The 22,453-nt window shown below is 60.0% G+C and carries 21 protein-coding genes; 14 read left to right on the top strand and 7 right to left on the bottom strand.

Annotated elements, in window-relative coordinates:
* The first annotated feature begins 58 nt into the window (after positions 1 to 58).
* From ACWUI2_RS20830 to ACWUI2_RS20795, 8 genes are all read left to right on the top strand, one after another.
* On the top strand, positions 59 to 637 hold the full coding sequence (locus ACWUI2_RS20830) for a hypothetical protein (RefSeq protein WP_486984774.1): 579 nt from the start codon (positions 59 to 61) through the stop codon (positions 635 to 637).
* A 6-nt stretch (positions 638 to 643) separates the two neighbouring features.
* Entirely contained in the window at positions 644 to 1,213 is a 570-nt protein-coding gene (locus tag ACWUI2_RS20825; RefSeq protein WP_486984773.1) for a hypothetical protein, read from the top strand.
* A gap of 191 nt (positions 1,214 to 1,404) precedes the next feature.
* A complete protein-coding gene (locus ACWUI2_RS20820) occupies positions 1,405 to 2,310 on the top strand; it encodes an IPT/TIG domain-containing protein (protein WP_486984772.1) in 906 nt (301 codons plus the stop codon).
* A gap of 195 nt (positions 2,311 to 2,505) precedes the next feature.
* Complete coding sequence (locus ACWUI2_RS20815; RefSeq protein ID WP_486984771.1) at positions 2,506 to 3,555, top strand: glycoside hydrolase family 88/105 protein; 1,050 nt, start codon at positions 2,506 to 2,508, stop codon at positions 3,553 to 3,555.
* A gap of 16 nt (positions 3,556 to 3,571) precedes the next feature.
* Positions 3,572 to 4,342 carry an SDR family oxidoreductase gene (locus ACWUI2_RS20810; RefSeq protein ID WP_486984770.1) on the top strand — a complete coding sequence of 257 codons (771 nt, stop codon included), beginning with the start codon at positions 3,572 to 3,574 and terminating at the stop codon, positions 4,340 to 4,342.
* 25 nt (positions 4,343 to 4,367) lie between these two features.
* Positions 4,368 to 5,597 carry a hypothetical protein gene (locus ACWUI2_RS20805; RefSeq protein ID WP_486984769.1) on the top strand — a complete coding sequence of 410 codons (1,230 nt, stop codon included), beginning with the start codon at positions 4,368 to 4,370 and terminating at the stop codon, positions 5,595 to 5,597.
* A gap of 10 nt (positions 5,598 to 5,607) precedes the next feature.
* Entirely contained in the window at positions 5,608 to 6,621 is a 1,014-nt protein-coding gene (locus ACWUI2_RS20800) for an SGNH/GDSL hydrolase family protein (protein WP_486984768.1), read from the top strand.
* Positions 6,618 to 9,392, top strand: coding sequence for a glycosyl hydrolase family 28 protein (locus ACWUI2_RS20795; RefSeq protein ID WP_486984767.1), 2,775 nt, complete (start codon positions 6,618 to 6,620; stop codon positions 9,390 to 9,392). The genes ACWUI2_RS20800 and ACWUI2_RS20795 overlap by 4 nt, the downstream gene beginning before the upstream one ends.
* A 155-nt stretch (positions 9,393 to 9,547) precedes the next feature.
* Here the strand turns inward: ACWUI2_RS20795 and ACWUI2_RS20790 are convergent, their stop codons facing one another.
* Positions 9,548 to 9,754, bottom strand: a complete 207-nt coding sequence (locus ACWUI2_RS20790; protein ID WP_486984766.1) for a hypothetical protein — start codon at positions 9,752 to 9,754, stop codon at positions 9,548 to 9,550.
* 45 nt (positions 9,755 to 9,799) lie between these two features.
* Here ACWUI2_RS20790 and ACWUI2_RS20785 point away from each other — a divergent pair, with 45 nt between their 5' ends.
* The 5 genes from ACWUI2_RS20785 to ACWUI2_RS20765 all read left to right on the top strand — a co-directional run bounded on the left by ACWUI2_RS20785 (position 9,800) and on the right by ACWUI2_RS20765 (position 15,777).
* Positions 9,800 to 10,717 carry a hypothetical protein gene (locus tag ACWUI2_RS20785; protein WP_486984765.1) on the top strand — a complete coding sequence of 306 codons (918 nt, stop codon included), beginning with the start codon at positions 9,800 to 9,802 and terminating at the stop codon, positions 10,715 to 10,717.
* A 4-nt stretch (positions 10,718 to 10,721) separates the two neighbouring features.
* Positions 10,722 to 11,708, top strand: coding sequence for an NAD(P)-dependent oxidoreductase (locus ACWUI2_RS20780; protein WP_486984764.1), 987 nt, complete (start codon positions 10,722 to 10,724; stop codon positions 11,706 to 11,708).
* A gap of 18 nt (positions 11,709 to 11,726) precedes the next feature.
* On the top strand, positions 11,727 to 12,338 hold the full coding sequence (locus ACWUI2_RS20775) for an acyltransferase (RefSeq protein WP_486984763.1): 612 nt from the start codon (positions 11,727 to 11,729) through the stop codon (positions 12,336 to 12,338).
* Between the two features lie 121 nt (positions 12,339 to 12,459).
* On the top strand, positions 12,460 to 13,584 hold the full coding sequence (locus ACWUI2_RS20770; protein WP_486984762.1) for a helix-turn-helix transcriptional regulator: 1,125 nt from the start codon (positions 12,460 to 12,462) through the stop codon (positions 13,582 to 13,584).
* 240 nt (positions 13,585 to 13,824) lie between these two features.
* Positions 13,825 to 15,777, top strand: coding sequence for a sulfatase family protein (locus tag ACWUI2_RS20765; RefSeq protein ID WP_486984761.1), 1,953 nt, complete (start codon positions 13,825 to 13,827; stop codon positions 15,775 to 15,777).
* Between the two features lie 41 nt (positions 15,778 to 15,818).
* Here the strand turns inward: ACWUI2_RS20765 and ACWUI2_RS20760 are convergent, their stop codons facing one another.
* The 6 genes from ACWUI2_RS20760 to ACWUI2_RS20735 form a co-directional block, all read right to left on the bottom strand.
* Positions 15,819 to 16,607 carry a LytR/AlgR family response regulator transcription factor gene (locus ACWUI2_RS20760; RefSeq protein WP_486984760.1) on the bottom strand — a complete coding sequence of 263 codons (789 nt, stop codon included), beginning with the start codon at positions 16,605 to 16,607 and terminating at the stop codon, positions 15,819 to 15,821.
* A complete protein-coding gene (locus ACWUI2_RS20755; RefSeq protein WP_486984759.1) occupies positions 16,604 to 17,680 on the bottom strand; it encodes a sensor histidine kinase in 1,077 nt (358 codons plus the stop codon). The genes ACWUI2_RS20760 and ACWUI2_RS20755 overlap by 4 nt, the downstream gene beginning before the upstream one ends.
* 262 nt (positions 17,681 to 17,942) lie before the next feature.
* Entirely contained in the window at positions 17,943 to 18,947 is a 1,005-nt protein-coding gene (locus ACWUI2_RS20750) for a Gfo/Idh/MocA family protein (RefSeq protein WP_486984758.1), read from the bottom strand.
* A gap of 8 nt (positions 18,948 to 18,955) precedes the next feature.
* Positions 18,956 to 20,017, bottom strand: coding sequence for a Gfo/Idh/MocA family protein (locus tag ACWUI2_RS20745; protein WP_486984757.1), 1,062 nt, complete (start codon positions 20,015 to 20,017; stop codon positions 18,956 to 18,958).
* Between the two features lie 16 nt (positions 20,018 to 20,033).
* The gene (locus ACWUI2_RS20740; protein WP_486984756.1) at positions 20,034 to 20,786 is read right to left on the bottom strand and encodes a glucosamine-6-phosphate deaminase; all 753 of its coding nucleotides are present in this window, start codon (positions 20,784 to 20,786) and stop codon (positions 20,034 to 20,036) included.
* 33 nt (positions 20,787 to 20,819) lie between these two features.
* Positions 20,820 to 21,821: a LacI family DNA-binding transcriptional regulator gene (locus tag ACWUI2_RS20735; RefSeq protein ID WP_486984755.1), complete on the bottom strand. Its 1,002-nt coding sequence runs from the start codon at positions 21,819 to 21,821 to the stop codon at positions 20,820 to 20,822.
* 179 nt (positions 21,822 to 22,000) lie between these two features.
* On the opposite strand from ACWUI2_RS20735, the gene ACWUI2_RS20730 reads away from it, so the two are divergent.
* Positions 22,001 to 22,450, top strand: a complete 450-nt coding sequence (locus ACWUI2_RS20730; protein ID WP_486984754.1) for a hypothetical protein — start codon at positions 22,001 to 22,003, stop codon at positions 22,448 to 22,450.
* Positions 22,451 to 22,453 lie beyond the last annotated feature (3 nt).

Here is a 22,453-nt window from a genome sequence, read left to right as displayed (position 1 = left end):
ATGTTGCCCGTTTAAACGCATTGATTCCAATCGCCGCCGGGCACCATGATGCCCCGACATGGCCGAATCTGTCCCGCATCCATTCAATTCTCGCGCGAATGCCAACGACCCGGCGATAAATCCGTCGTCGCCACTTCCCTACCTGGATCGAAAATCCCAGGGAGCCGCCGACTTCTACTTTGCGATCAACGCCACCTTCCGCTTCGTGAAGCAGCGCTTCGGGCTCGAAGGTTTGCAACATTACTGGAGTGACCTCGGCCGATCTTATCTGGAACCAGTCCATCGCCGCTGGAAAACCGGCGGCCTCCCGGCGGTCGCCGATTATTGGACGGCTTTTTTCACCGCCGAACCAGGGGGCGACGTGCGAATCGATCAACAGAACGATTCCGTCGTGCTCGAGGTTCGGGTCTGCCCCGCCATTTCCCATCTGAAAAAGGGAGAACGCGAGATCGTTCCGGAGTTTTGCCACCATTGCTATTTTGTCTCCGAAGCCGCCGCCGAACAAGCGGGACTCACCGTCCGGATCGCCGGCGGGGCCGGCTCCTGCACCCAGCGCTTCCACCCCCGCCAATCCGCCCCACCCCCGCAAGACCTGTCCGCCATCCGGATCAATCAACCGCTGAACTCCGCCACCTGACCCGATATGCTCGGCACCTACGATTTCTGCGGACACTACGAATGGACTTTTGAATGGCTTCGCCGCCAGGGCGGGGACGGCATGGTCCACGAGTATTGGGACGAGGCCATCCACCTCGACTCGCAACGGCATGCCCGCGCGCTGATCCTCGGCAAAGGGATCGACGGGATGAAAGAGTATTGGGGACACACCCTCGCGGAAGAAGCCGCCGACTATACCACGGCGGCGACCGACGACTCCTTCCGGATCGACATGCACGATTGCCCGTCGAAAGGATTCCTGCTCCGAAACGGGCTCGAACAATATCCCGATTATTGCGACCACTGCATCGGCTGGATCGGTCCACTGATGAAGGAGGCCGGATTCACGATCGATCACGAGCACAATCACCGCGGCCAATGCTGGTGGGAATTCCGCGAAACCACCGCCCGCAACCAGGCGAAAAAACCGTTCCCCGTCGGCCAGTTGGCCGGCGCCAGCGATGTCCGGCAAAAACCGGACTGGAACGACCCCACCACTCCGATCGACCGTTTCCTCGCCGCCAACGCCGCAAACGAAAAACAACCGAATCCCTGAACCGACTGCCCGTCAGGAGCCTCTCCCCGGAAAAAGCAGCCGCCTCCTGGGCGCACAAAATTTTGTTAAAATCCCCGCCTGCCAGCTCCAAATCCGAATTTTGAGTGGAACCTCCGGAAGTTTTAAGCCACTCATACTGCTTTTACTTGCTGTCACAGCGAAAATAAAATTGGATGCCGCACAAAATCAGTATGAACCACCGAAAAATCCTTTTCTCCCTCGCCGCCTTCGCCGCCGCCATCCTCGTGAGCGGATGCGATTTCGGCGACATCGCAATCAAGAATCTGACTCCCGCCACCTTGGCGGAGAATCACTCCAACGTCTACACGTTGACCGCCTCGGTGAAGCCGCGGACCGCCAACGTGATTCACGATAGCCTGGAAGTGAACATCGTGATCGACGGCGAAACCTTTCCGATGCACCGGAGCGGTCTGAGCCCCGATCTCTACGAGTTCGAGTATCACCTTCCGGCCGGTCGTCAGGATGCGAGCTATTACTTCCTCGTCGATTACAAGGTCGACGTGAACAACTTCATCAAACAGCGCGAAGCCTTCAGTTCGATCCAATCCTTCAAGTTGACCAACCGTTTCGCCTACACGCTTGAAGTGACCCGGGCACCGGTCGGGGCGAAAGTCGGCGTGGTCGGACGCGGTTTCAAGCGGGGCGACCTCATCAAGATCGGCGGCAAGGAAGCTCCCACGACCTTCAGCTCGGCGAACGCCATCTTCTTCCATGTTCCTTCCCTAGCGCCGGGTCAAAGCTACATGGTTCAATTGGCCGATGGCGACTCGACTCTCAACGTCGGAACCCTCCGGGTCGACTCCGGCACGGTTAGCGTCTCCCCATCCACGATCAGCCTCCGCGAGGGCGAACGGTCAATGGTAGTCTTCTCCGTCAACGGCACCGCTCCGGAAGGCGGCCTCTTCATCGATGTCACCACCGACATCCCCGAAAAGGTCGTCATGCCCGAAGTGATCATCCCTGCCGGAGCCCGCTCCGTGAACGTGCCGGTCGAAGGAGTCCGCGAGGGTCGGGGCAACCTCTTCATCGAAATGAACGGCTACAACCCGGTCAAAGTCCCGGTCTCCATTCGCTGACCGACCTTTCGAAAAATCATTTCTACCTGATCGAGGGTGTTCCGGATCTCTGGAACACCCTCTTTTGCTTTCGGAAGTCTTCCCTTTCCCACCTTCGTTTCCCAAGCGCATTCGAGTCAAAATAGTGAAAACAGGATCAAGAACGGCTAAAGACTTTCCCGGCGCTTTGCGCTAAACTCCTCCGCTAGATCGTCTATGAGAAAAGCCAATTCCCTCTCTCTTGCCGAAGCCGCCTTCGACAAACATCGCCAACTCCATCCGAAACTGGAATACTACAAGGCCACCGTCACCTTACACGGCCTGACCCGTCTCGCGGTTCTCACCGGCGACCGGCGCCTGATAGAAAAGGCCCGGGAAGCACTCTCCCCGTTCCTCGCCGGCGAACGTCAATTCCGATGCAACTTCCCCAACTACCGTTGCGGCGGCAACGCCTCCGCTTTTCTTTTCTGGCAAGGACATCTTCCCGAAGCCGCCGACGCCGTCCGCTTCTACGCCGATGAAATCATGAACGACGCGCCACGCGATCCGCAGGGCATCCTTTGCCGCGCCGACGATCCGTCGGCCCACAAGATCTGGATCGACGTCGCCTTCGCCGTCACTCCGTTCCTTCTGTTTGCGGGTTTGGCTTTGGACGAGGAGGCTTACGTGGAAGAAGCTTACCAGCAGACGGCCAAGATGCTGGCGGTTTTCCACAATCCCGAAAACGGTCTCTACCACCAGTCCTTCAACTACCGGGGGCCTGGGCACCGCTCCCAGGATCATTGGAGCCGGGGCAACGGTTGGGGCGCCTACGCCTTGACCGAACTCGCCCAATACCTCCCCGAAGACCATCCTCGCCGCGCCCACTCCGTCGAGTTGTTCAAAAAACACGTCGCCGCCTGCGCTCGTTTCCAAAACGACGCCGGCCTCTGGCACCAGGAAATGACCGAACCGGATTCCTACGTGGAAACGTCCGGCTCCGGCCTGATGCTTTACGAACTGGGCGCGGGCCTCAGGACCGGCTTGATCGACGCCGCGGAGAAACCCCGCTTCGAACGCGGCCTCGCCGGACTCCTGCCTTACATCACCGAGGAAATCGACGTCCACCATACCTGCCGCGGCTGCCTTTGTCCCGGAGACGGCACGAAACTCGATTACATGGCGAAAGCCCCGCTCCTCAACGACGACCATGCCTTCGGTCCCATCGTTCTCGCCTTCGCCGAGGCCGCCGCCCTCGGGATCGATGAAGTGACCCGCTTGGATTGACCCATTCTTTTGTCCTATGAAACTTGATACATTATTCGATCTTTCCGGCAAAACCGCATTAGTGACCGGTTGCAAACGAGGCATCGGCAAAGCGATGGCGGTCGCTCTCGCGGAGGCCGGCGCCGACATCATCGGGGTCAGCGCCTCCCTCGAACTCTCCGGCAGCGCCGTGGAACGGGAAATCACCGCTCTCGGCCGTTCCTTCAAGGGCTACGCCTGCGATTTCTCCAGCCGCGATTCGTTGCGCTCGTTCATCGCCGAGGTCAAATCGGACTTCCCGGTCATCGACATTCTGGTCAACAACGCGGGCTCCATCCTCCGCAAACCGGCCGCCGAGCATCCCGACGAATACTGGGACCAGATCATCGAGATCAACCTCAACTCCCAATTCGTCCTCAGCCGCGAGATCGGCAAGGAGATGGTCGCCCGCGGCAACGGCAAAATCATTTTCACCGCCTCCCTCCTCACCTTCCAGGGAGGAATCACCGTGCCCGGCTACGCCGCCAGCAAGGGCGGGATCGGACAACTGACCAAGGCCCTCGCCAACGAATGGGCGGGGAAAGGGGTCAACGTCAACGCCATCGCCCCCGGCTACATCGCCACCGACAACACCGAAGCGCTTCGCAACGACCCGGTCCGCAGCAAGGCCATCCTCGATCGGATCCCGGCCGGACGGTGGGGAAACCCGGACGACTTCAAGGGGCCGGTCGTTTTCCTCGCCTCCGAAGCCGCCGCTTACGTCCATGGCGAAATCCTCACCGTCGACGGCGGCTGGATGGGGCGATAGCCCGCGCCAACCCGTCCCACCCGCCATGTCGACCGCCGTGATCCGCGCCTTTCCCGTTCCCGACCGCTGGTGCGTCCACAGCTACTACACGCTTTGCCCATACGCCCCGGATGGTTCGGGACGGCTGGTGATCGCCGGAGCGGATCCGCGATCCGACCATGGCGAGGTTTTGATCTTGTCCTCGGACGGCGAGATCCTCGATCGCTTCGGTTGGCAACCGGTGATGCCCTCCTTCTGGCACACCGGTTTCTGGCAAAGTTGGTCACCGGATTCCCGATACATTTACTACCAGAGCGGAACCATGAAGGAACCGTTTACGGTTCGGCGGGAGCTCGCCACCGGCCGCGAAATTCGGGTCGCCGGCGATCTGGAAGGGTTGCCTCCTGCGGGCGAGCCGGGCCTCGCCTGCAGCCACGGCATGCTCTACGCCGCCGGTTACGGCGACGGTAAATGGAAACCGGAGGAGTCGCCGGTCCCGTTTCTCGACCGCCATAGCCACGGTATTTCACACATCCGCTTCGATCCGCCAGGCGAAACTCTCGCGCTTTCCACCGCTGAGATCCTTGAGCGGCATCCGCAGCGGGAACGACTCCTCCAAGCCGAAAAGGAACTCCAGTCCCGGCTCGGCCCGGACGAGGGGCTGACCCTCATGACCTATTGCGTCCGATGGAATCGTCAAGGAACCCGGTTCCTCTTTTATTTCGGCAACCATTGCGTCGTGAAGGAACGCGGCGAACCACGATTGGCTTACGTCTTCACCGCCGACCGGGAGATGACAGAGATTCACCTCGCCCTCGATCTCAGCTTCGACCGGCGCGGGGTCCACTGGGGATGGCAACCCGATGGCGATGCTTTGATCGGCTACGGCCCGCGGCCCGACGGAAAACCGGGAACCGTCCTGACCGAAGTCCGGTATGATGGTTCCAACTACAAAATGCTGGCGGAACATTCCACCGGACGCGCCGGACGACACCCGTCGGTGAGTCCGGCCAACCCGGATCTCATCGTCACCGACGAGGTCACCGACACCGGCGGCTCGGTGGTTTTCTTTTCCCGGAAATCCGGCCAGGAGATCTCCCGGGTCAACCTGCCGAAATTCATCGGCGAGCGTGAACCTCCGGGCAGAAATGCCTTGCGGGTCTGTCACCACCCGGTGTTCAATCTCTCCGGCGACCGAATTCTCTGCAATTTCATGCCCGAGGCAAACGCCGCTGTTGTCGAGATCGAACCGCCCAATTATCAGGTTCCATCTTAAAACCAGCACCATGACCACCCTGCAGGAAGGATCGTTTTCCATTCACAACGCCGTCGCCGAACCACACCCGTTGTATCCCGGCCACCTTCTCTCCCGCTACCCGACCGAGGTCCGCAATCAAATGAACCCCGGCGCCCGCCTGAAAGGGGCAGACTGCACCATGGCGGAGATCCGGTTCGTCACCCCGGCCCCAACGGTCCGGGTTTTGCTCTCCAACCTCGACGGCACGGAAACGGTCCGGGTTTTCCGCGGGGTGTTCGAACACTCCGAACACCGGATTCCCGTCGGCGGCCCCACCCTGTTGACCTTGGACTCCCCGGCCTTCGTCGAGCGGGCGGCAAAGGAGAGCCTTCACCTGGGCGGGTGGTCCCCCGACGTATGGCGCATCGTCTTCGACCGCGCCCAGATCGGTATTCACGGCGTCGATACCCTCGGTCATCCGTTGCGCGCCCCCGAGTCCACGGAAACTCCGGCCCTGCGCTGGCTCGCCTACGGTTCGTCGATCACCCACTCCACTTTTTTCAGCTACACCGGTTTCGCCGCCCGCGAACTCGGCGTGGATGTCTTCAACAAAGGATTGGGCGGATCCTGTCACGTCGAGCCGGTGGCGGCCGATTTCTTCGGATCGATCGACTGGGATTTCGCCACGCTTGAACTCGGCGTGAATCTTCGATCGATCCCCGAAGCCGAATCCTTTTTCGAAAAGCGGGTCCGCTATTTGCTCGAAGCACTCCGCCGGAAGCATCCCGTCCAACCGATCGCTTTGATCACCATCTTCCCCAATCGCGACAAAGGTTTCGGCGAAAGCGATCCGGAGATCGTCCGACGGCAAACATTCTTCGACGAAACACTGCGGCGGATTCATCGGGAATCCAATGACCCGAACCTCCATCTAATCGAGGGAAATCAAATCGTGAAAGATGCCACCTACCTTGGAACCGACCTTCTCCATCCGCCTCCACACGGTTCCGCCCGGATGGGGGCCAACCTCGCCGCGCTTCTGCGTCCGATTCTTGTCCAATGACCCTGAACATCGACACCTCTGTTTTCACTCCGTTCGACCTTCCCGTCCTTCCCCGCATTCCGGGAGAAATGTTCGACATCCGCGACTTCGGCGCGATTCCCGGTGGCAAAGCACTCAACACGCGCTCAATCCAAACCACCATCGAAGCGGCATATCGGGCAGGCGGAGGACAGGTGGTCATTCCTTCCGGGATCTGGCTGACCGGTCCGATCCACTTCCGGAGTCGAATCGAACTTCACCTCGAATCGGGCGCCGAACTTCGGTTCAGCGACAATCCTGAGGATTATCTCCCCGCCGTGCTCTCCCAGCGCGGAGGGACCATGATTTATAATTACTCGCCGTTTATTTACGCCTATGGATGCGAGGATATCGCCCTCACCGGAAAGGGCGTTTTACACGGACAAGGCACGGCTTGGTGGCATTGGAAATACAGTCAACCCGGGATGATGGATATCCTGGTCCATATTCCGGAAAAGAACATTCCGCTCGACCAACGCCGCTTCGGGACCCGGGAGGCTGGAGTCCGTCCCGTCTTTTTCCAACCGATCGAATGCGAACGGCTCCTGGTCGATGGGGTCACTTTCCGCGACAGTCCCTCGTGGACCTTGCAACCGGTTTGGTGCCGGGAATTGACCCTCCGTCATATCACGGTGACCAATCCTCCGGCTCATGTCTCCCACAATACCGACGGGATCGATCCCGACGCCTGCCGGAACGTTCTGATCGAGCATTGCGACATCAACACCGGCGATGACGCCATCTGCCTGAAGGCCGGCCGGGGCCCCGATGCCTGGAAGGATGGACGCCCTTGCGAGAACGTGCTGATCCGGCATTGCCGGGTCCGTTCCGGTCACGGCGGCATTGTCATCGGCAGCGAGATGTCGGCCGGCGTCCGCAACGTTCATGTCCACGATTGCCTCTTCGATGGAACCGACCGGGGAGTGCGGATCAAAAGCAAACCTTCCCGGGGCGGGTTCGTGAAAGAGATCCTGATCGAACGGATACAAATGAAACGTATCCAACTTGAAGCGATCGACATCAATCTTCATTACGATGGCAACAAGGAGGAGACGCTCGATCTCGACAATCTCGCCGACGTTCCCGACTTCCGCGACATCACCCTCCGAGACGTAGATTGCGAATCCGCCGGACGTTCGATCATCATGACCGGTCTCCCGTCGTATCCAATCCGCAATGTCGTCCTCGACAATGTCCGGATCTCCGCCGTCGAAGCCGCTCGCGTCACTCGCGAGGTCGCCGGACTTCAAGAAACGAACGTCGAGATCCGTCCCTTACCCGACCGCCGCACCCTTACCGATATGGCGGTCGATCCTGAGATCGCCACCGCACGACACCTGACCGACTCGATTGAATCGCCCCGGATCGAGTTTCCGCCGGAGAAACGTCCGATGGCCGGACGAAATACCGCTCCCATTTCCCATCCGGATGCCGCCCCGCCGTTGGTCCTCCGGTGGAAACAGATTCCGGGAGACATGTCGCCGATGACGCTCCGCATCACCGCGGCCGTGGACGAACGGACGATTCACCGGGTCGCGGTCGCCAATGCCTCGACTGGTGAACGGTTCGGGGTGATCGAAGTTTTCTTCGCCTGTCCCGGCCAGGTTTTCGAGCTTCCTTTGACGAAAGAGCAAGCCGACGCTGCGTTCACCGACGGATTGGCTCTGAGCTTGACCGAAGAGGTATCCACGTTTTGGATCGTCACGGCGGGACCGAACGCCCCCGATCCGATTCTTCCCCATTTGTTGGGGAAAACCACTCCCGCGACCACGGACCGGTTCTTGTCCCTTTTCTGCTCGCCCACCTCACTCCAGCCATGCGACTGGATGGAGATCTGCGTCCTCGACGGCCTTTGGGACTGGACCGCCCGGGGACGGACCGATGCTCGGACGATGTTGCGTCACCATCTCAGGACTTTTCTCGATCCGGTTCATGGCAAACGGGAAAACATTCGCGGCGAACCGTGCGACGGCGAACCCGGCGGCCCCGAATCGACCGGACCATTCGCGATTTTGGCCTTGGTCGATCCAGCACATCCCGCCCTCCGTCTCGCCGACGACGGTTTCGAGAAACATTTTTGCGAGATCACCCAGTCGGTCGGACACCGGGTCGTGGCCGAAACCTCCTACAACATCGCCTACCCGATGATGGCGATGGCGCTCCGAGCCGGACGCGCGGAACTCCGGGATCGCGCGCTGCACCAACTCGAAGTCAATCGCCGTTATTTGACCGAACCCGACGCTCTATGGTTGCGGCACTCTCCCGGAGACGGGCTTCGCACTTTTCCAAACTGGTCGCGCGGCATCGCCTGGTATTTGCTCGGCTTGGTCCGCACCTTGGCTCTCCTTCCCGCCCACGAACGCCCCGCCTCGCTCGTTGAGGAAATCGAACGGGTCGCCGATTGGGTCGGACGTTATCAACGCGACGATGGCCTTTGGCCGTGTTTCCTGAAAGAACCGGAAACCGCTCCCGATACTTCCGGATCGTCCGGAATCGCGGCGGCGATCGCCATCGCCGCCAACATCGGTCTGGCGGATCCGCATCATCGTTTGACCGCCCTCCGCGCCCGCGACGGTCTCTTGAAAAAATTGACTCCCGACGGATGGTTGACGGGGGTTTCGCAAAGCAATAAACGCGAGGCGGCCGAGATCGATCTTCAACGAACGAAATGGCGGGTCATCGCTCCATGGGGCATGGGTCTTTTCGCCCAACTCCTCGCCGCCGTGGAATCGAGCCCCACACCGACCGCGTGAATCGACCCCGGGTCAATCAAGCCGTCGGCGAGTTTTCGATTCTACCGGTTTGGAGCCGGGAAATCGGCGGCTGCATCGTCACGCTTCACGGCAACCGGGAAACCTTCGGCTACGGGGTAGCATCCGGCTTTCGGCGGATGAGGGAGCGCCGCGCTTTAGTCGCCGTCAATGCCGTGGTCGACGGTCTTCGGCTGAAGCACGAAGCTCCGGCGTATGCTCTGTTTCATCGAGTGAAAACTCGATGCTACGAGGTAGCATCCGGCTTTCGCCGGATGAAGGAGCGGCGCGCTTTGGCTGCCGTCAGTGCCGTGGCCGACCGTCTTCGGCTGAAGCACGAAGCTCCTGCTTGTGCTCTGTTTCATCGAGTGAAAACTCGATGCTACGGGGTAGCATCCGGCTTTCGCCGGATGAGGGAGCGCCGCGCTTTAGTCGCCGTCAATGCCGTGGTCGACGGTCTTCGGCTGAAGCACGAAGCTCCGGCGTATGCTCTGTTTCATCGAGTGAAAACTCGATGCTACGGGGTAGCATCCGGCTTTCGCCGGATGAAGGAGCGGCGCGCTTCAGCCGCCGTCGTTGCCGTGGTCGACGGTCTTCAGCTGAAGCACGAAGCTCCGGCGTATGCTCTGTTTCATCGAGTGAAAACTCGATGCTACGGGGTAGCATCCGGCTTTCGCCGGATGAAGGAGCGGCGCGCTTCAGCTGCCGTCGTTGCTGTGGCCGACGGTCTTCGGCTGAAGCACGAAGCTCCGGCGTATGCTCTGTTTCATCGAGTGAAAAATCGATGCTACGGGGTAGCATCCGGCTTTCGCCGGATGAAGGAGCGGCGCGCTTCAGCCGTCGTCAGTGCCGTGGCCGACAGTCTTCGGCTGAAGCACGAAGCTCCGGCGTATGCTCTGTTTCATCGAGTGAAAACTCGATGCTACGGGGTAGCATCCGGCTTTCGCCGGATGAAGGACCGGCGCGCTTCAGCCGCCGTCAGTGTCGTGGCCGACGGTCTTCGGCTGAAGCACGAAGCTCCGGCGTATGCTCTGTTTCATCGAGTGAAAACTCGATGCTACCGGGTAGCATCCGGCTTTCGCCAGATGAAGAAGCGGCGCGCATCAGCCGCCTTCAGTGCCGTGGCCGACCGTCTTCGGCTGAAGCACGAAGCTCCGGCTTGTGCTCTGTTTCATCGAGTGAAAACTCGATGCTACGGGGTAGCATCCGGCTCTCGCCGGATGAAGGAGCGGCGCGCTTCGGCCGCCGTCGTTGCCGTGGTCGACGGTCTTCGGGCTTACACTCCGTTTCATCGAGGAAACGTGAACGAATATCTTATCACCTCCTGACTTTATGAAAAAAATCGTATTCGCCTGTAAAATCGAAGACTCCGACGCCCGGGGTCGGATCGCCGCCCTTGGAGAACTCGTCGAGGCGCCCGAAGCCGACACGCCGGAAAAGCTGATTGCCGCCGCCCAAGACGCCGAGGCGATCATTCTTCCCTATACCGGCCACCGGTTGATCACCCGCGAGGTGATCGACGCGCTCCCCAGCCTCCGATTGATTGGAACGACCTATGGCGGCGTTCGCCAGAACATCGACGACCTATACGCCCTCGAAAAAGATCTTTGTGTGATCCATACCGGACCGACCCGGGTGCGTCCAATGGCGGAATACACCCTGGCCATGGCGCTCACCGCCCTCACCCAGTTGGCCAATTACCACCATTACATGCGGAGCGGCGAAGCGTGGCCGCGCCTGAAATTCGGTCGCACCCGAATCCTCCATAACCGATCCGTCGGCATCATCGGATTCGGCCTCATCGGACGCGGAATCGCCGACCTGTTCAAACAGTTCACCGACCGAATCCAGATTCATTCCGCCCATTCGTCGGCCGATTCCTTGCAAAGCCAAGGCTTCGAAAAAGCCGACTCGCTCCTTTCGCTCTTCCGGGAATGCGAAGTGATCATCCTGGCGGGCGGTTACAATCCCGAGACGCACCACATGATCCGGCGGGAACACTTCGACGCGATGCGGGACGAGGCGTTGTTCATCAATATCGCCCGGGGAAAAATGGTGCGGCAGGCCGATATGATCGCCGCCGTCGCCGAGCGGAACATCCACCTCGCCCTCGACGTGTTCGAAGAAGAGCCGTTGGAAGCCGACAGCCCGCTCCGATCGAACGACCGGGTTTTACTCGCCCCCCACCGGGCCAACGCCCCGCGCGAATTCGAGCAACGGTGGCAATTCGTCGCCGACGAGCTCGAACGGTTCGCTCGCGGCGAACGTCCCCAGACCGCCTTGGTGCCCGAGCGGGCCAAGGCCATGAGCGAATCCTAACACCCAGGAACCCATCCGATGAGCCTGATCTGGAACTATCTCGACGGCGGGGATTCGGTGGCGGTGAAACCGACCCACTGGCGGCATCGTCTCGTGTTGTGGGCGGGCCGGAAACTCGCCTTGCGCCATGCGAATGTCCACATTGATCCGAGTTGCCGGATTCACCCGGAGGCCCGAATCCATCCGCGCAACGGAACGATTCGTATGGGGAAAAACTGTCAGGTCGCCCCGGACGCCGTGGTGCAAGGCAACGTCGTCCTCGGCGACGATTGCAGTATCCAAACCGGATCGATCCTCGTCGGTTATGGCAATCAAAACGATCTCTCAGGTCAAATTCGTATCGGCAACGGGGTCCGGATCGCCCCGATGGTGATGATGATCGCTGGGGACCATGTATTCGAAAACCCGGACAAACCGATTCGCGAGCAAGGTCTCAAACTTGCTCCGATCGTCATTGAGGACGATGTCTGGATCGCCGGACGGGTCAACATCACCGCCGGAGTCACCATCGGACGAGGCAGCGTGATCGGCGGCGGGTCGGTCGTCACCCGTGACATTCCGCCCTACAGCGTGGCCGTCGGCGTCCCCGCCCGGGTGGTCAAGAACCGGGGAGATCGCCCGGGGCCATAATGTCGGGCGCCGCCGACCGGTTCGGCGAAGGTTGCGATCTTGACAGATTCAATTCTTTCGACGAGAAGTCCATCTCAGGCGCTTGAGTGTGTTTGCCTGGATCCCGCTTCGGCGCCGACCGATGTTTGGCCCGAACAGCACTTTTCACCTTGAAGAGACCCTCGACCTCCTGATGGATGCCGCGGCCGCGTCGATTCGTTTGCTGAATTCAGCGAACAATCCCGCCAGCTTCTGGAGAGCCGCCAAACATCTCTTTTCGGTCTTTGTGGCCACGGAAGCTTCCGGGATGATGCTTGCTCATCCTCCGTCCGGAGGCCTTCCAACAATTTTTTCGGAAGACATTCTTCCTAAAACGGGAGAAGCTTTGGCGAATCATTTCGTGACCTTGTCGGACGTCCGACCCGGATTCCGCGCTTGGGCCCACAACTTTTCCGGAAACGTTCCGGCGACCCTTGCCCCCCTCCATCAGATTGTCATGCAGCCGCACGGGTGGAATCATCTCATCGCCATACCCCTCGCCGAAAAAGGATGTCCAAGAGGCTTACTGGTCGGTTTTCGGGGAGATTTCGGTCCCTTCACCAAGCCCGACCTCCGGCGTGCGGAAAACGTGCGGGGTTCGCTACAATCAGCCTTCGGGCGTTTCATGCGGAAAACCCAAACGACCGATCTCGAAACCTACCTGCCCAGGATCTTCCATGATCTTCTTCCACCCGGACTTTTTTTGGATTGGAACCTCCGTCCTCTTTTCATCCATCCCGAGGCACGCCGTCAGGCAGCCTTATGGAATGGTCCGGCCCATATCCGGAAGAAGACCGTGGCACGCAGCTTTCACCCCCCTCCCGCGCTGGTGGACCAACTGCATGGCCTCCGGAAGCGACTCTCCGAACAGTTCCAAGGCGAACCTTTTCGGGCCGACGGCGTTAATTTCATTCTCGATTCGCCCGGAAACGAAGCTCCGCCCGCGCGGATCCGGTTTATCCACCCCCAGCGGCCCGGTTCCACTCCACCGATCTTTTTCATCGACTTCCCGGAACCCGAGTCGATCGTCGGCGTCGCTCCTCCCGCCCCCCGTCTCTCGCCGGCCGAACGCGAATTGATCCAACTCCTTCGTCAAGGACTGAGCAACGGACAGATGGCGGCGCGCCTCGGCAAAAGCCAGGAAACGGTCAAGCGACAACTCTCATCCATCTACCTCAAGACGGGGGCCTCCAGTCGCACCCACCTCTTATCGATTTTACCCCGCTGACCGATTCGGCACCGAGGTCAATGTCATCTGGAATATCCCCGCACCGTTTGCCCCTTCCCGTTCGACCGCCCGGCAGTTGGCCGGATCGCCCGTTTCGCCCAAAAACCGGCCCGTTTCATCGATTCGGACTCGTTTCGCGATCGTCGTTTTGCTCAATCGAACGATACCATAACGACCGCGCCTCCCGGGATCCGCGTGATCCGGACGAGTCGACCCACCTAACCAAAATACGATCAAACGATGAAACAATCTCCTCCATTCCCTCAAGCGACCTCGCGCCGAACCTTCCTAAAGACTGTCACCAAAGCCGGTGCCGCCGCGGTGATCGGCCAACCGCTCTTTAATGTTTTTGTTCCGGGAGCCCGCGCCGCGAACCGCCCCCTCTCGGTGCCCCCGGCGACATCCGGCATGAATCTCATCCTGTTCATCACCGACCAGGAGCGCGAGTTGCAATGGTTCCCGCCCGGATGGGCCGCGGCAAACCTCCCCGCCATGACCTCCTTGCGGGCGAACGGGGTCTCCTTCGCCCGAGCCTACACCAACAGCTGCATGTGCACCCCCGCGCGCAATTGCCTTTTCACCGGCGTCTTCCCGGCGCAGCACCGATCCGTCGACACCCTCAGCGAAGGCTTCCCGAATTCGAGTTCCCAACACCAACTCGACCCTTCCCTGCCCAACTTGGCCACGGTCCTCAAGGCCGCCGGCTACGAGGTCGTTTACAAAGGAAAATGGCACCTGAGCACCGGTGTCGCGGGCGCGGACGGAGTGTTTCAAGACGACGATATTTCGCGCTACGGCTTCGATCAATGGAACGCCCCCGACGCCGGGCAGGATGTCAAAATCGAGAATTACGGCGGCGGTCTCGGAGATCACGACACCCGCTTCGCCAACGATGCCATCACCTACCTGGAGCACAAACGCGACAACCCGGGCGGCAAACCGTTCTGCCTCGTCGTTTCCCTCGTCAATCCGCACGATGTTCTCGGTTACCCGGGCAATGTCGGCGAGGACGGCTACACCCCGGCCGATCTCCTGGGAGAACTCGAACTCCCCCCGACCGTCGACGAGGATCTGCTCGCCAATCACAAACCGACCTGCCAACGGGAACTCCTGCTCAAACTCAACGGCCTCGGCATCCTCCCGACCGACGCCCACAAACGGGCTTACCTGAACTTTTACGGCAATCTCATGAAGCTGGTCGACGGCCAACTTCAACGCATTCTCGCCGTATTCAATGCCAACCCGGCCGGCGAAGCGATGCGGGCCAACACCCTGATCGTGCGAACCTCGGACCACGGCGAAATGGGAATGGCCCACGGCGGCATGCGGCAGAAAACGTTCAACTGCTACGAAGAGACCATCCGCATTCCGCTGGTCTGGTCGAACCCGGAGCTCTTCCCCGAAGGACGCGTATGTCCTCACCTGGTCTCGCATGTCGATTTCCTTCCGACCGTCTGCGCGCTGCTCGGCGTCCCGGATCCTTCGACCTACTCGTTCGCCGGAGTCGATTACAGCAGCCTGGTCCTCGACCCAACGGCCCCCGCGGTGCAGGATTACGTCCTCTTCACTTTCGACGACGTCTTCGCCGGCCAATCAGCGGAGGGAACGGATGGCAACGGCATCGTCGATCCGCCCAACCGCCTCCAGATGATCCGCGAGGCCGATTACAAATATGTCCGATATTTCGACGGCGAAGGCATCGCCGCCGACCAACAGGAATTCTACGACATGCGCCCGGCCTCCCTCGGCGGAACCGATACCGACTCCGCCACCGGTCTCCCCGTCGAGATGCGCAATCTGTCCGTTTGGGCGGAAGCACGCCGCACTCTCCTCGGACAACCAACTCTCGCCACCTCCGCTCAACAGGCGAAACGCGCCCAAATGGCCCTGCGGCTCCAGGAAGTGACCGACGCCCGTCTGCAAACCCGCCCGCTGGTCTCCCCGGTGAAAGCCGAGGACGTCACGATCCGCACGGTGACCGCCTTCGACGAAGTCGCCAACGAGCTCCGCGATACGATCGAACTGAAATTCCACTCCCGCTGGGGCACCGACTACCAACTCCAGCGATCGGTCGGTCTGCAAAATTGGACCGACGTTGGTGAACCCATTCCCGGCAACAACGGTCCCATTCTCCTCGCCGAACCGCTCGCCGAGGACCGGGCCTTCTACCGCGTCGTCGCGGTATCGACCTGAGGAATCCGTGACATCGCCGCAATCCAGCGGCGATGGCTCTTTCACCGGTTTGCAGCCGAATCGCTTTTCAACTCCTGGCGAAGCTGCCTGGAAGCGACCCGCCCGAGCAGCAAGGGTTCGGACAATCCCTCCAAATACAGCCGGGCGAGATCGCGATTCAACGTGTCGAGCCGCTTGACCCGCGTCATATTCACGACCAGGGATCGATTCAGTCGGGCGAAATGACAGGCCGGCAACGTATCCATCCATTGGTTCAACGTCTTCAAGACAAGAAAGCTGTCACCATCCGACGAATACACCCGGGTGTAGGAACCTTCCCCTTGAATGGCCACCACCGCCGTCGGCTCCAACCGGCGCCAGACTTGGCCATCGCGGACCACCAAAGGATCCGTCGGCATCAAGGAGCCCGATTGTTCCGACCGGCCGGTCTCGTCGCCGAGAGATGCCGGTTTAAGGCGAAACCGCCCGACCAAACGCTCCACGCAAGTCGCCAAACGATCCGGATGCACCGGTTTCAGGAGATAATCGAGAGCATTGGCCTCGAAGGCTCGCACCGCGTAGCTATCATGCGCGGTCACAAATACGACCTCCGTCGCCGCCGGAATGGCCGGCAGCAAATCGAATCCATCCCCCGGTGGCATGTCGATATCCAGAAAAACAACATCGGGAGCTACTTCCCGGATAACCGAACGGGCCGAATCCAAGTCGGCTGCTTCACCGGCAATTTCAATATCAGGATGCTTCGTCAGCAGCTCCTTCATCCGTTTCCGCGCCAGTCGTTCGTCGTCGACCAATACGGCCCGGATCGTGTCGTTGCGGGTCGTCGTCATGCCAAAACCGTTTCCGGCAACTCCGCCGGCAAATGCAAGGATACCTTCACGTATCCATCGTCCACCGCCACCTCCAAGCTGGCGGATTCATCGCAAAGCAGATCCAAACGCCGACGGAGGTTGGACAAACCGAGACCTCCTTCGCGGGCCGGGTCAGGCTCGACCCACTTCCCACTGTTGGCCACCTCCACCACCAAGCTGTCGGAGTTGACTTCGGCGCGGAGAGAAAGACGCAAGGGAGACGGGCTGGTGCGGTATCCGTATTTGAGCGCGTTTTCCACCAACGGCTGGATCATGGCGCCCGGCACCCGGCACCGCCGCGCGCGTTCATCGGCCGCGATGGTGTAACTGAAACGCTCCTCAAAACGAATACCTTCGACGGACAAATAATGATCGATCGCGTCGAGCTCCTTCCCCAATTGCTGAGGTCCATCCGAGTGATAGAGGGAAAACCGCAGGTACTCGGCGAGGTTTTGGGTCAATGCCAGGACACGGTTCGGCGCCGCCGCTTCAGCCTGGATCGAGTTCAATGCGTTGAAGAGAAAGTGAGGATTCATCTGCGCCCGGAGTTGCATCAACTCGGCCGCCCGGTTCTCCGCCTCCAACCGAGCCACTCGCAATTGCGTGTCGCGGGTGTCGAGCCAGTAATTGATTCCCAAATACAAGAGGCACCAGAAAATGTAAAGAATCGTGCGGGTGGCCGTACTCGCGGCCAGGTAAACCGGCGCCGTGTCGAGGTCGGCGACCGCAATCCCGACGAATGCCTTGGTCACCCACCCTTCAGTCAACGCGAGAATCCCACTGCCGATCAACAACATCGCGCAAACCGAAAGAATCGGAGCGTTTCGAACCCGGACGTTTCTCAGGAGCGGACGAAAGAGAAAACTAGTGACCAGTAATCCGATGATTCCTCGCCCGACCCCGACCGCGACGCTGATTTCGGGACTGAGGCGGTAATTGGCCGCCATCACAACCGCGACTGGAATCGTGGCTCCCCAGCAGACGAACTGAAGCTGCCAAAAGATCGCACCGCGGTTCCTGGCGATAAATTGGAGCTGAGTGGAGTCGGCCATGTTCCTTCTACTTAGAACATTCGCAACCCGTCGCAAAGCAATATTTGCGGATTGATGACAGAACCCGGACGGAAAAATCCGTCCAGACACCGGACCGGATTATCCCAAAAATCATTTAGTAGCCGCAAAAAGGCGCAAGATACACAAAAAAGAGCGTTAATTAGAGAAGCATGGTTTACCGGATCGGTGATCGGTCGTCCCACGGCTGCTTAATCATATTTCCCTCATTTTGCGCCTCTTGTGCCTTTTCGCGGCTATCCCCTCAATCCCCCCGGTCGGCCGCCTCTTGCAATCGCAATGCCCAGCGCTGGGCTTCGATCACGTCGGCGGTATGAACGCCATCGAGATTCGGCGACCCCTCGACGTCATCAAGGAAATCGTCCAAATAGGTCCGTTCCGAGATCTGCCTGGCCTCGATCGTCCGCACTTCCGCGTCGGAATCGGCGGCGACCGTCACGGTTTTTCCGAGCGCGTGGGTTTCGGCGATCCCGTTGGTGCCATGACAGGTGATCCGCCAATACATCGGAATGCCATATCCGGTCCGGTCCGGCGCCAGGTATGAGACGTCGAGCAACACCCCTCCGCCGTTCTCCAACCGAATCGATCCTTGCGCGCAATCCTTGAAATGAGGCGAATCCGCCGCCTTCTTATTCCAACTCCGCCCGAAGGTGACCGCACTGGGCCGTTGTCCGGTCAACCACGGAAGGAAATCCGTGGCGTGAATCGCGATGTCATTCAACGTTCCTCCATGCTGGCCCGGCTCGAAATACCATCCGGGACGGGTTTGCCGAAGCAATGGATGCTGGGCGAGGATCGTCAGGGTAACCACTTCGCCGATCTCCCCATCCGCCACGATCTGACGCAACGTCTGGATCGCCGGCAGGGTCCGCAAATCGAACATACAACCAACCGCCAGTTTCTTCTCCTTCGCCAGCGCTTCGATTTCCGCCAGTTCGTCCATCGACGTGCACAAAGGCTTGTCGGCAACCACATGTTTTCCGGCCCGCAACGCGCGAATCGCCAAATCGCCCCGGGCGGCGTAAACGTCGCCGATCGCTACGACGTCGTTCGCGTCGGACTCGATGATCTCATCCAGCGTCCCCGCGGTGAAGTTGATCCCGGCGTCTTTCGCCCACTGCTCTCGTGCGGCGGAGTTTTCCTCGCAGGCGCCGGTTACGTCGATCCGGGCATGGGCCACCGCCGAGCGATAGAGTTGAATCACATGGCTGTGACGAAATCCCGCGAATCCAAATGAATGTTTTTTCATGATGTGTTTTATCCAGTGGAACCGGCGTCCCGCGGTTCCGGCAATGTTTTGGCGGCACGCGCCGATTGATAAACTCGTTCGACGATCTCGACCGCTCCGGCGGCCTCCTCCCCGCTGAGCATTGGCTTCGCCTTCGTGCGGACCGCCCGGCAAAAGGCGTCCAATTGAATCCGGTGGCCTTCGGCTGAAGCGACCTTGGGATTGTTCGAACCGCCGCGGATCTTACTCTCCCGGTTGAGGACATCCCCATCCGACGGCTGCTTATCCCGGAAGTCCCAAACCAGAATCTGGTCGTTCTCAATGACCGCCGTCCCCGCATCGCCCGAAACCTCCAACCGCAGGTTCAGCCCCGGATAACAAGCGGTCGATGCCTCAATGGTGCCGACCGCTCCATTCGGATAACGGAGGCTCGCGACGATACTGTCCTCGACCTCGACCCCCGGATGACAGGTCTCTCCGGCCAAGGCCTGGACCACCGACGGCCGCCCGCCGAAATAATAAAGAAGATCCACGGCATGGATACCTTGATTGATCAATGCCCCCCCACCGTCGAGTTTCCAGGTCCCTTTCCAATTGGAGTCATCGTAATACGACTGATCCCGCCACCATTTCACCCTTGCGGCGAGCATGGTGAGCCGACCGAAACGTCCGGCCTCGAGGGCCTCCTTGATCTTCCGGGCCCCGAACCCTTCCCGCATCGGGAAGAGTCCGGCCAGAACCGTTCCGGACGCGGCCGCCGCGGAGATCATTTCATTGACCCGGGCGGTAGTGATTTCGATCGGCTTCTCGCACAACACGGGCTTGCCCGCTTTCAGGAAAGGCAAAGAGACTTCGCCGTGGCATCCGCTCGGCGTTCCGACGATCGCCGCATCGACTTCAGGGGAAGCGACCGCCTCCGAAATCGAGGCGAACGCTGTCCCGCCAAACTTTTCCGCCTGGGCTCGAGCCTTCTCGGCGGAGGACCCGACCCAACCGGCCAAGGTCGCCTCTTCACTTTCCTGAATCGCGCGCAGATGGGTCTCCGAGATCACTCCCGTCCCGACGATTACAATCCTAAGGGGGTTGTTCATGCCGCGAAAATACAACTCATCCGTCCAGAAGGGAAGCCGCCGCTTTGTCCAGGAAAACGGTCGTGGCCGCATGCTTCTGCAAGATCGAAGCCGGATGCTGCGGCGTCACCTCGCCCGTCAAACAATCCTTGACCGCTTGCGCCTTCCGCTCGTCGGGCACCGTGCAGATGATCGTCTTGGTTTTCAGAATCTGACGGATCGACATCGAAACGGCTTGCTTCGGCACATCGTCGAAGGTTTTGAACCACCCCTCGCCGAGTTGCTGCTTGCGGCAGGCTTCATCCAGATCAACCACCAGGTAAGGCGATTCGGTTTCGAAATCAGCCGGAGGATCGTTAAACGCCAAGTGCCCGTTTTCCCCGATCCCGCAGAAACAAACGTCGATCGGATGTTCCTTGAGAATCGCCCCGACCCGCTCGCACTCGGCTTGCGGATCTTCTTCGGCATTCAGGAAATGGAACGCCGCCAACGGAAATGGAAGTTTGGATACAAAGCGCTCCCAGAGGTAACGCCGGAACGACGCGGGATGGGTGATCGGCAACCCGACGTATTCGTCGAGATGGAACCCGGTCACTTTCGTCCAATCGATTCCTTCCGCGGCCACCAAGGCCTTCAGCACGTCGAACTGGGAGGCCCCGGTCGCGACGATAATGTTGGCCCGGCCATTCGTCCGGATCGCTTGCCGAATCGCCTCGGCCCCTTGCTTCACAGCCGCTTCCCCGGAAACTTGGCGCGTATCCGCGATGTCGATTTTTACTTTGGTTTTCATGCTCATAGTATGGATAAAAAATTGAAACGCGATTTATGCCACCGGTGGCGCGGCCGTCGAGAGGCGCGGGACGATCCGGCCCGGAATTTGGATTTCCCCTTCCCCGGGCTGCTCCCCGGTCAAAATCCGGAAAGCTTGATCGGCCAACTCGCGGAACGGTTGTTGCAGCGTAGTCAGGGGCGGCACCGAATCCTCCGAAGCCGGAATGTCGTCGATCCCCGCGACCGATAATCCCGACGGTATCGAGACTCCCCGCGCGTGAAACTCCCGAAGAAAAGCGAGGGCCAGCGCGTCGTCCGCGAATACCAACGCGGTCGGCCGGCGTTTCGATCGAAGCAACCGCTCCGCGACCGGACCGATTTCGTCCCGACTCGTCACTTGAACCGAACCCGGCGAAGCCCGGTCGGCCTCATCCGGCAAAAGCTCCGTCAACGCCTCCTTGAAAGCCACCCCCCGGCGGCGGGCGGAAAGGTGTTTCTGGCCGACGAATCCGACCCGGCGGTGCCCGAAATCGACCAAATGTTTGACCAACCCACGGATTCCGTTCCTCTCGTCGAGACTGACTTGAAAAAATCCGGCCGGACGCTTGCCGCAACCGATCTGAACCCCGCGAATATCGCCGAAAACCGATCGGACGAGCCCCGGGGGATTGAAATCGCTCCCGGCGAGAATAACTCCATCCACCCGGTGTTTTTGGAGAGCGGAAATGTCCCGTTCCTCCCCTCCGGTAAGGAGCAACGAATAATCGCTTTCGCGCGCCAACGTCTGCAAAGCGCCAATAATTCTCCCGAAATACGGGTCGTCGAAATCCTTCACGACCACCCCGAGAGTTCGGGTCGGAGCTCCCCGCAACGCCAAGGCATTGGCGCTCGGCACGTAATTGAGTTCGCGGGCGGTACGAAGGATCCGCTCCACCGTTTCAGGCGAAGCCCCGATCTCCCCGGCCCGCCCCGAAAGCGCCCGGGAGACCAACGTCTGCGAAATACCGAGAATCTCGGCGATCCGCTTCTGCGTTGGGGTTGGTTCATCCTTCACGATCGGTAGTCTTGGTCCCCACCTCCCCAGATGTCAACCTCATACCTATTAGATCATGGTATCCGATCAGGACATGCCATGTCGTCCTATCCTGGCCGACGTCGATTTTCTTTTTTCCGCCCTTGTGGTTGCCCCGGAAGGGGGCAAGATTCGTTTCAATCTTCGCAAACACCTTATCGATGAACCTTGAATTCACCACCAACGAGTATTTCACGTTGCTGAAAGCCGTTTATCTGGCCGATTGCGTGGCCAACGGCCAGGCCGAATGGACCGGCCACGAGTGCCGCGAGATTTCCCGGCTGCGGCGCAAGATCTTCGCCGCCGCCAAAGAAGCGGGTCACGCGGATGTGGTGCGGCATGATCCCGGCACCGACGACTTTACCGAGACCGACGCCTTCGCCGACGAGATGGACGCCGAGTTTTTCGAGCGCCACGTCGACGGCGTTTTTTGGCGCGAGCTCGCCAGCCGCTTCGCCGAAAAGGTCATGGATGACCGTTTCGGAGCCGAGATGACTGGTTGGAGCGATGAGAAATATAAAAAAATCCGGACCGGGATCGAAAAACGGATCGAGGCCGAAATTCAAGCCAACGGCCTGAAGAATTTCTTTCTGCTGGGCGACTTCTCGTAAGGC

Source organism: Verruconatronum alginivorum, from assembly GCF_056590205.1.
This window is presented reverse-complemented; position numbering and strand designations above follow the sequence as displayed.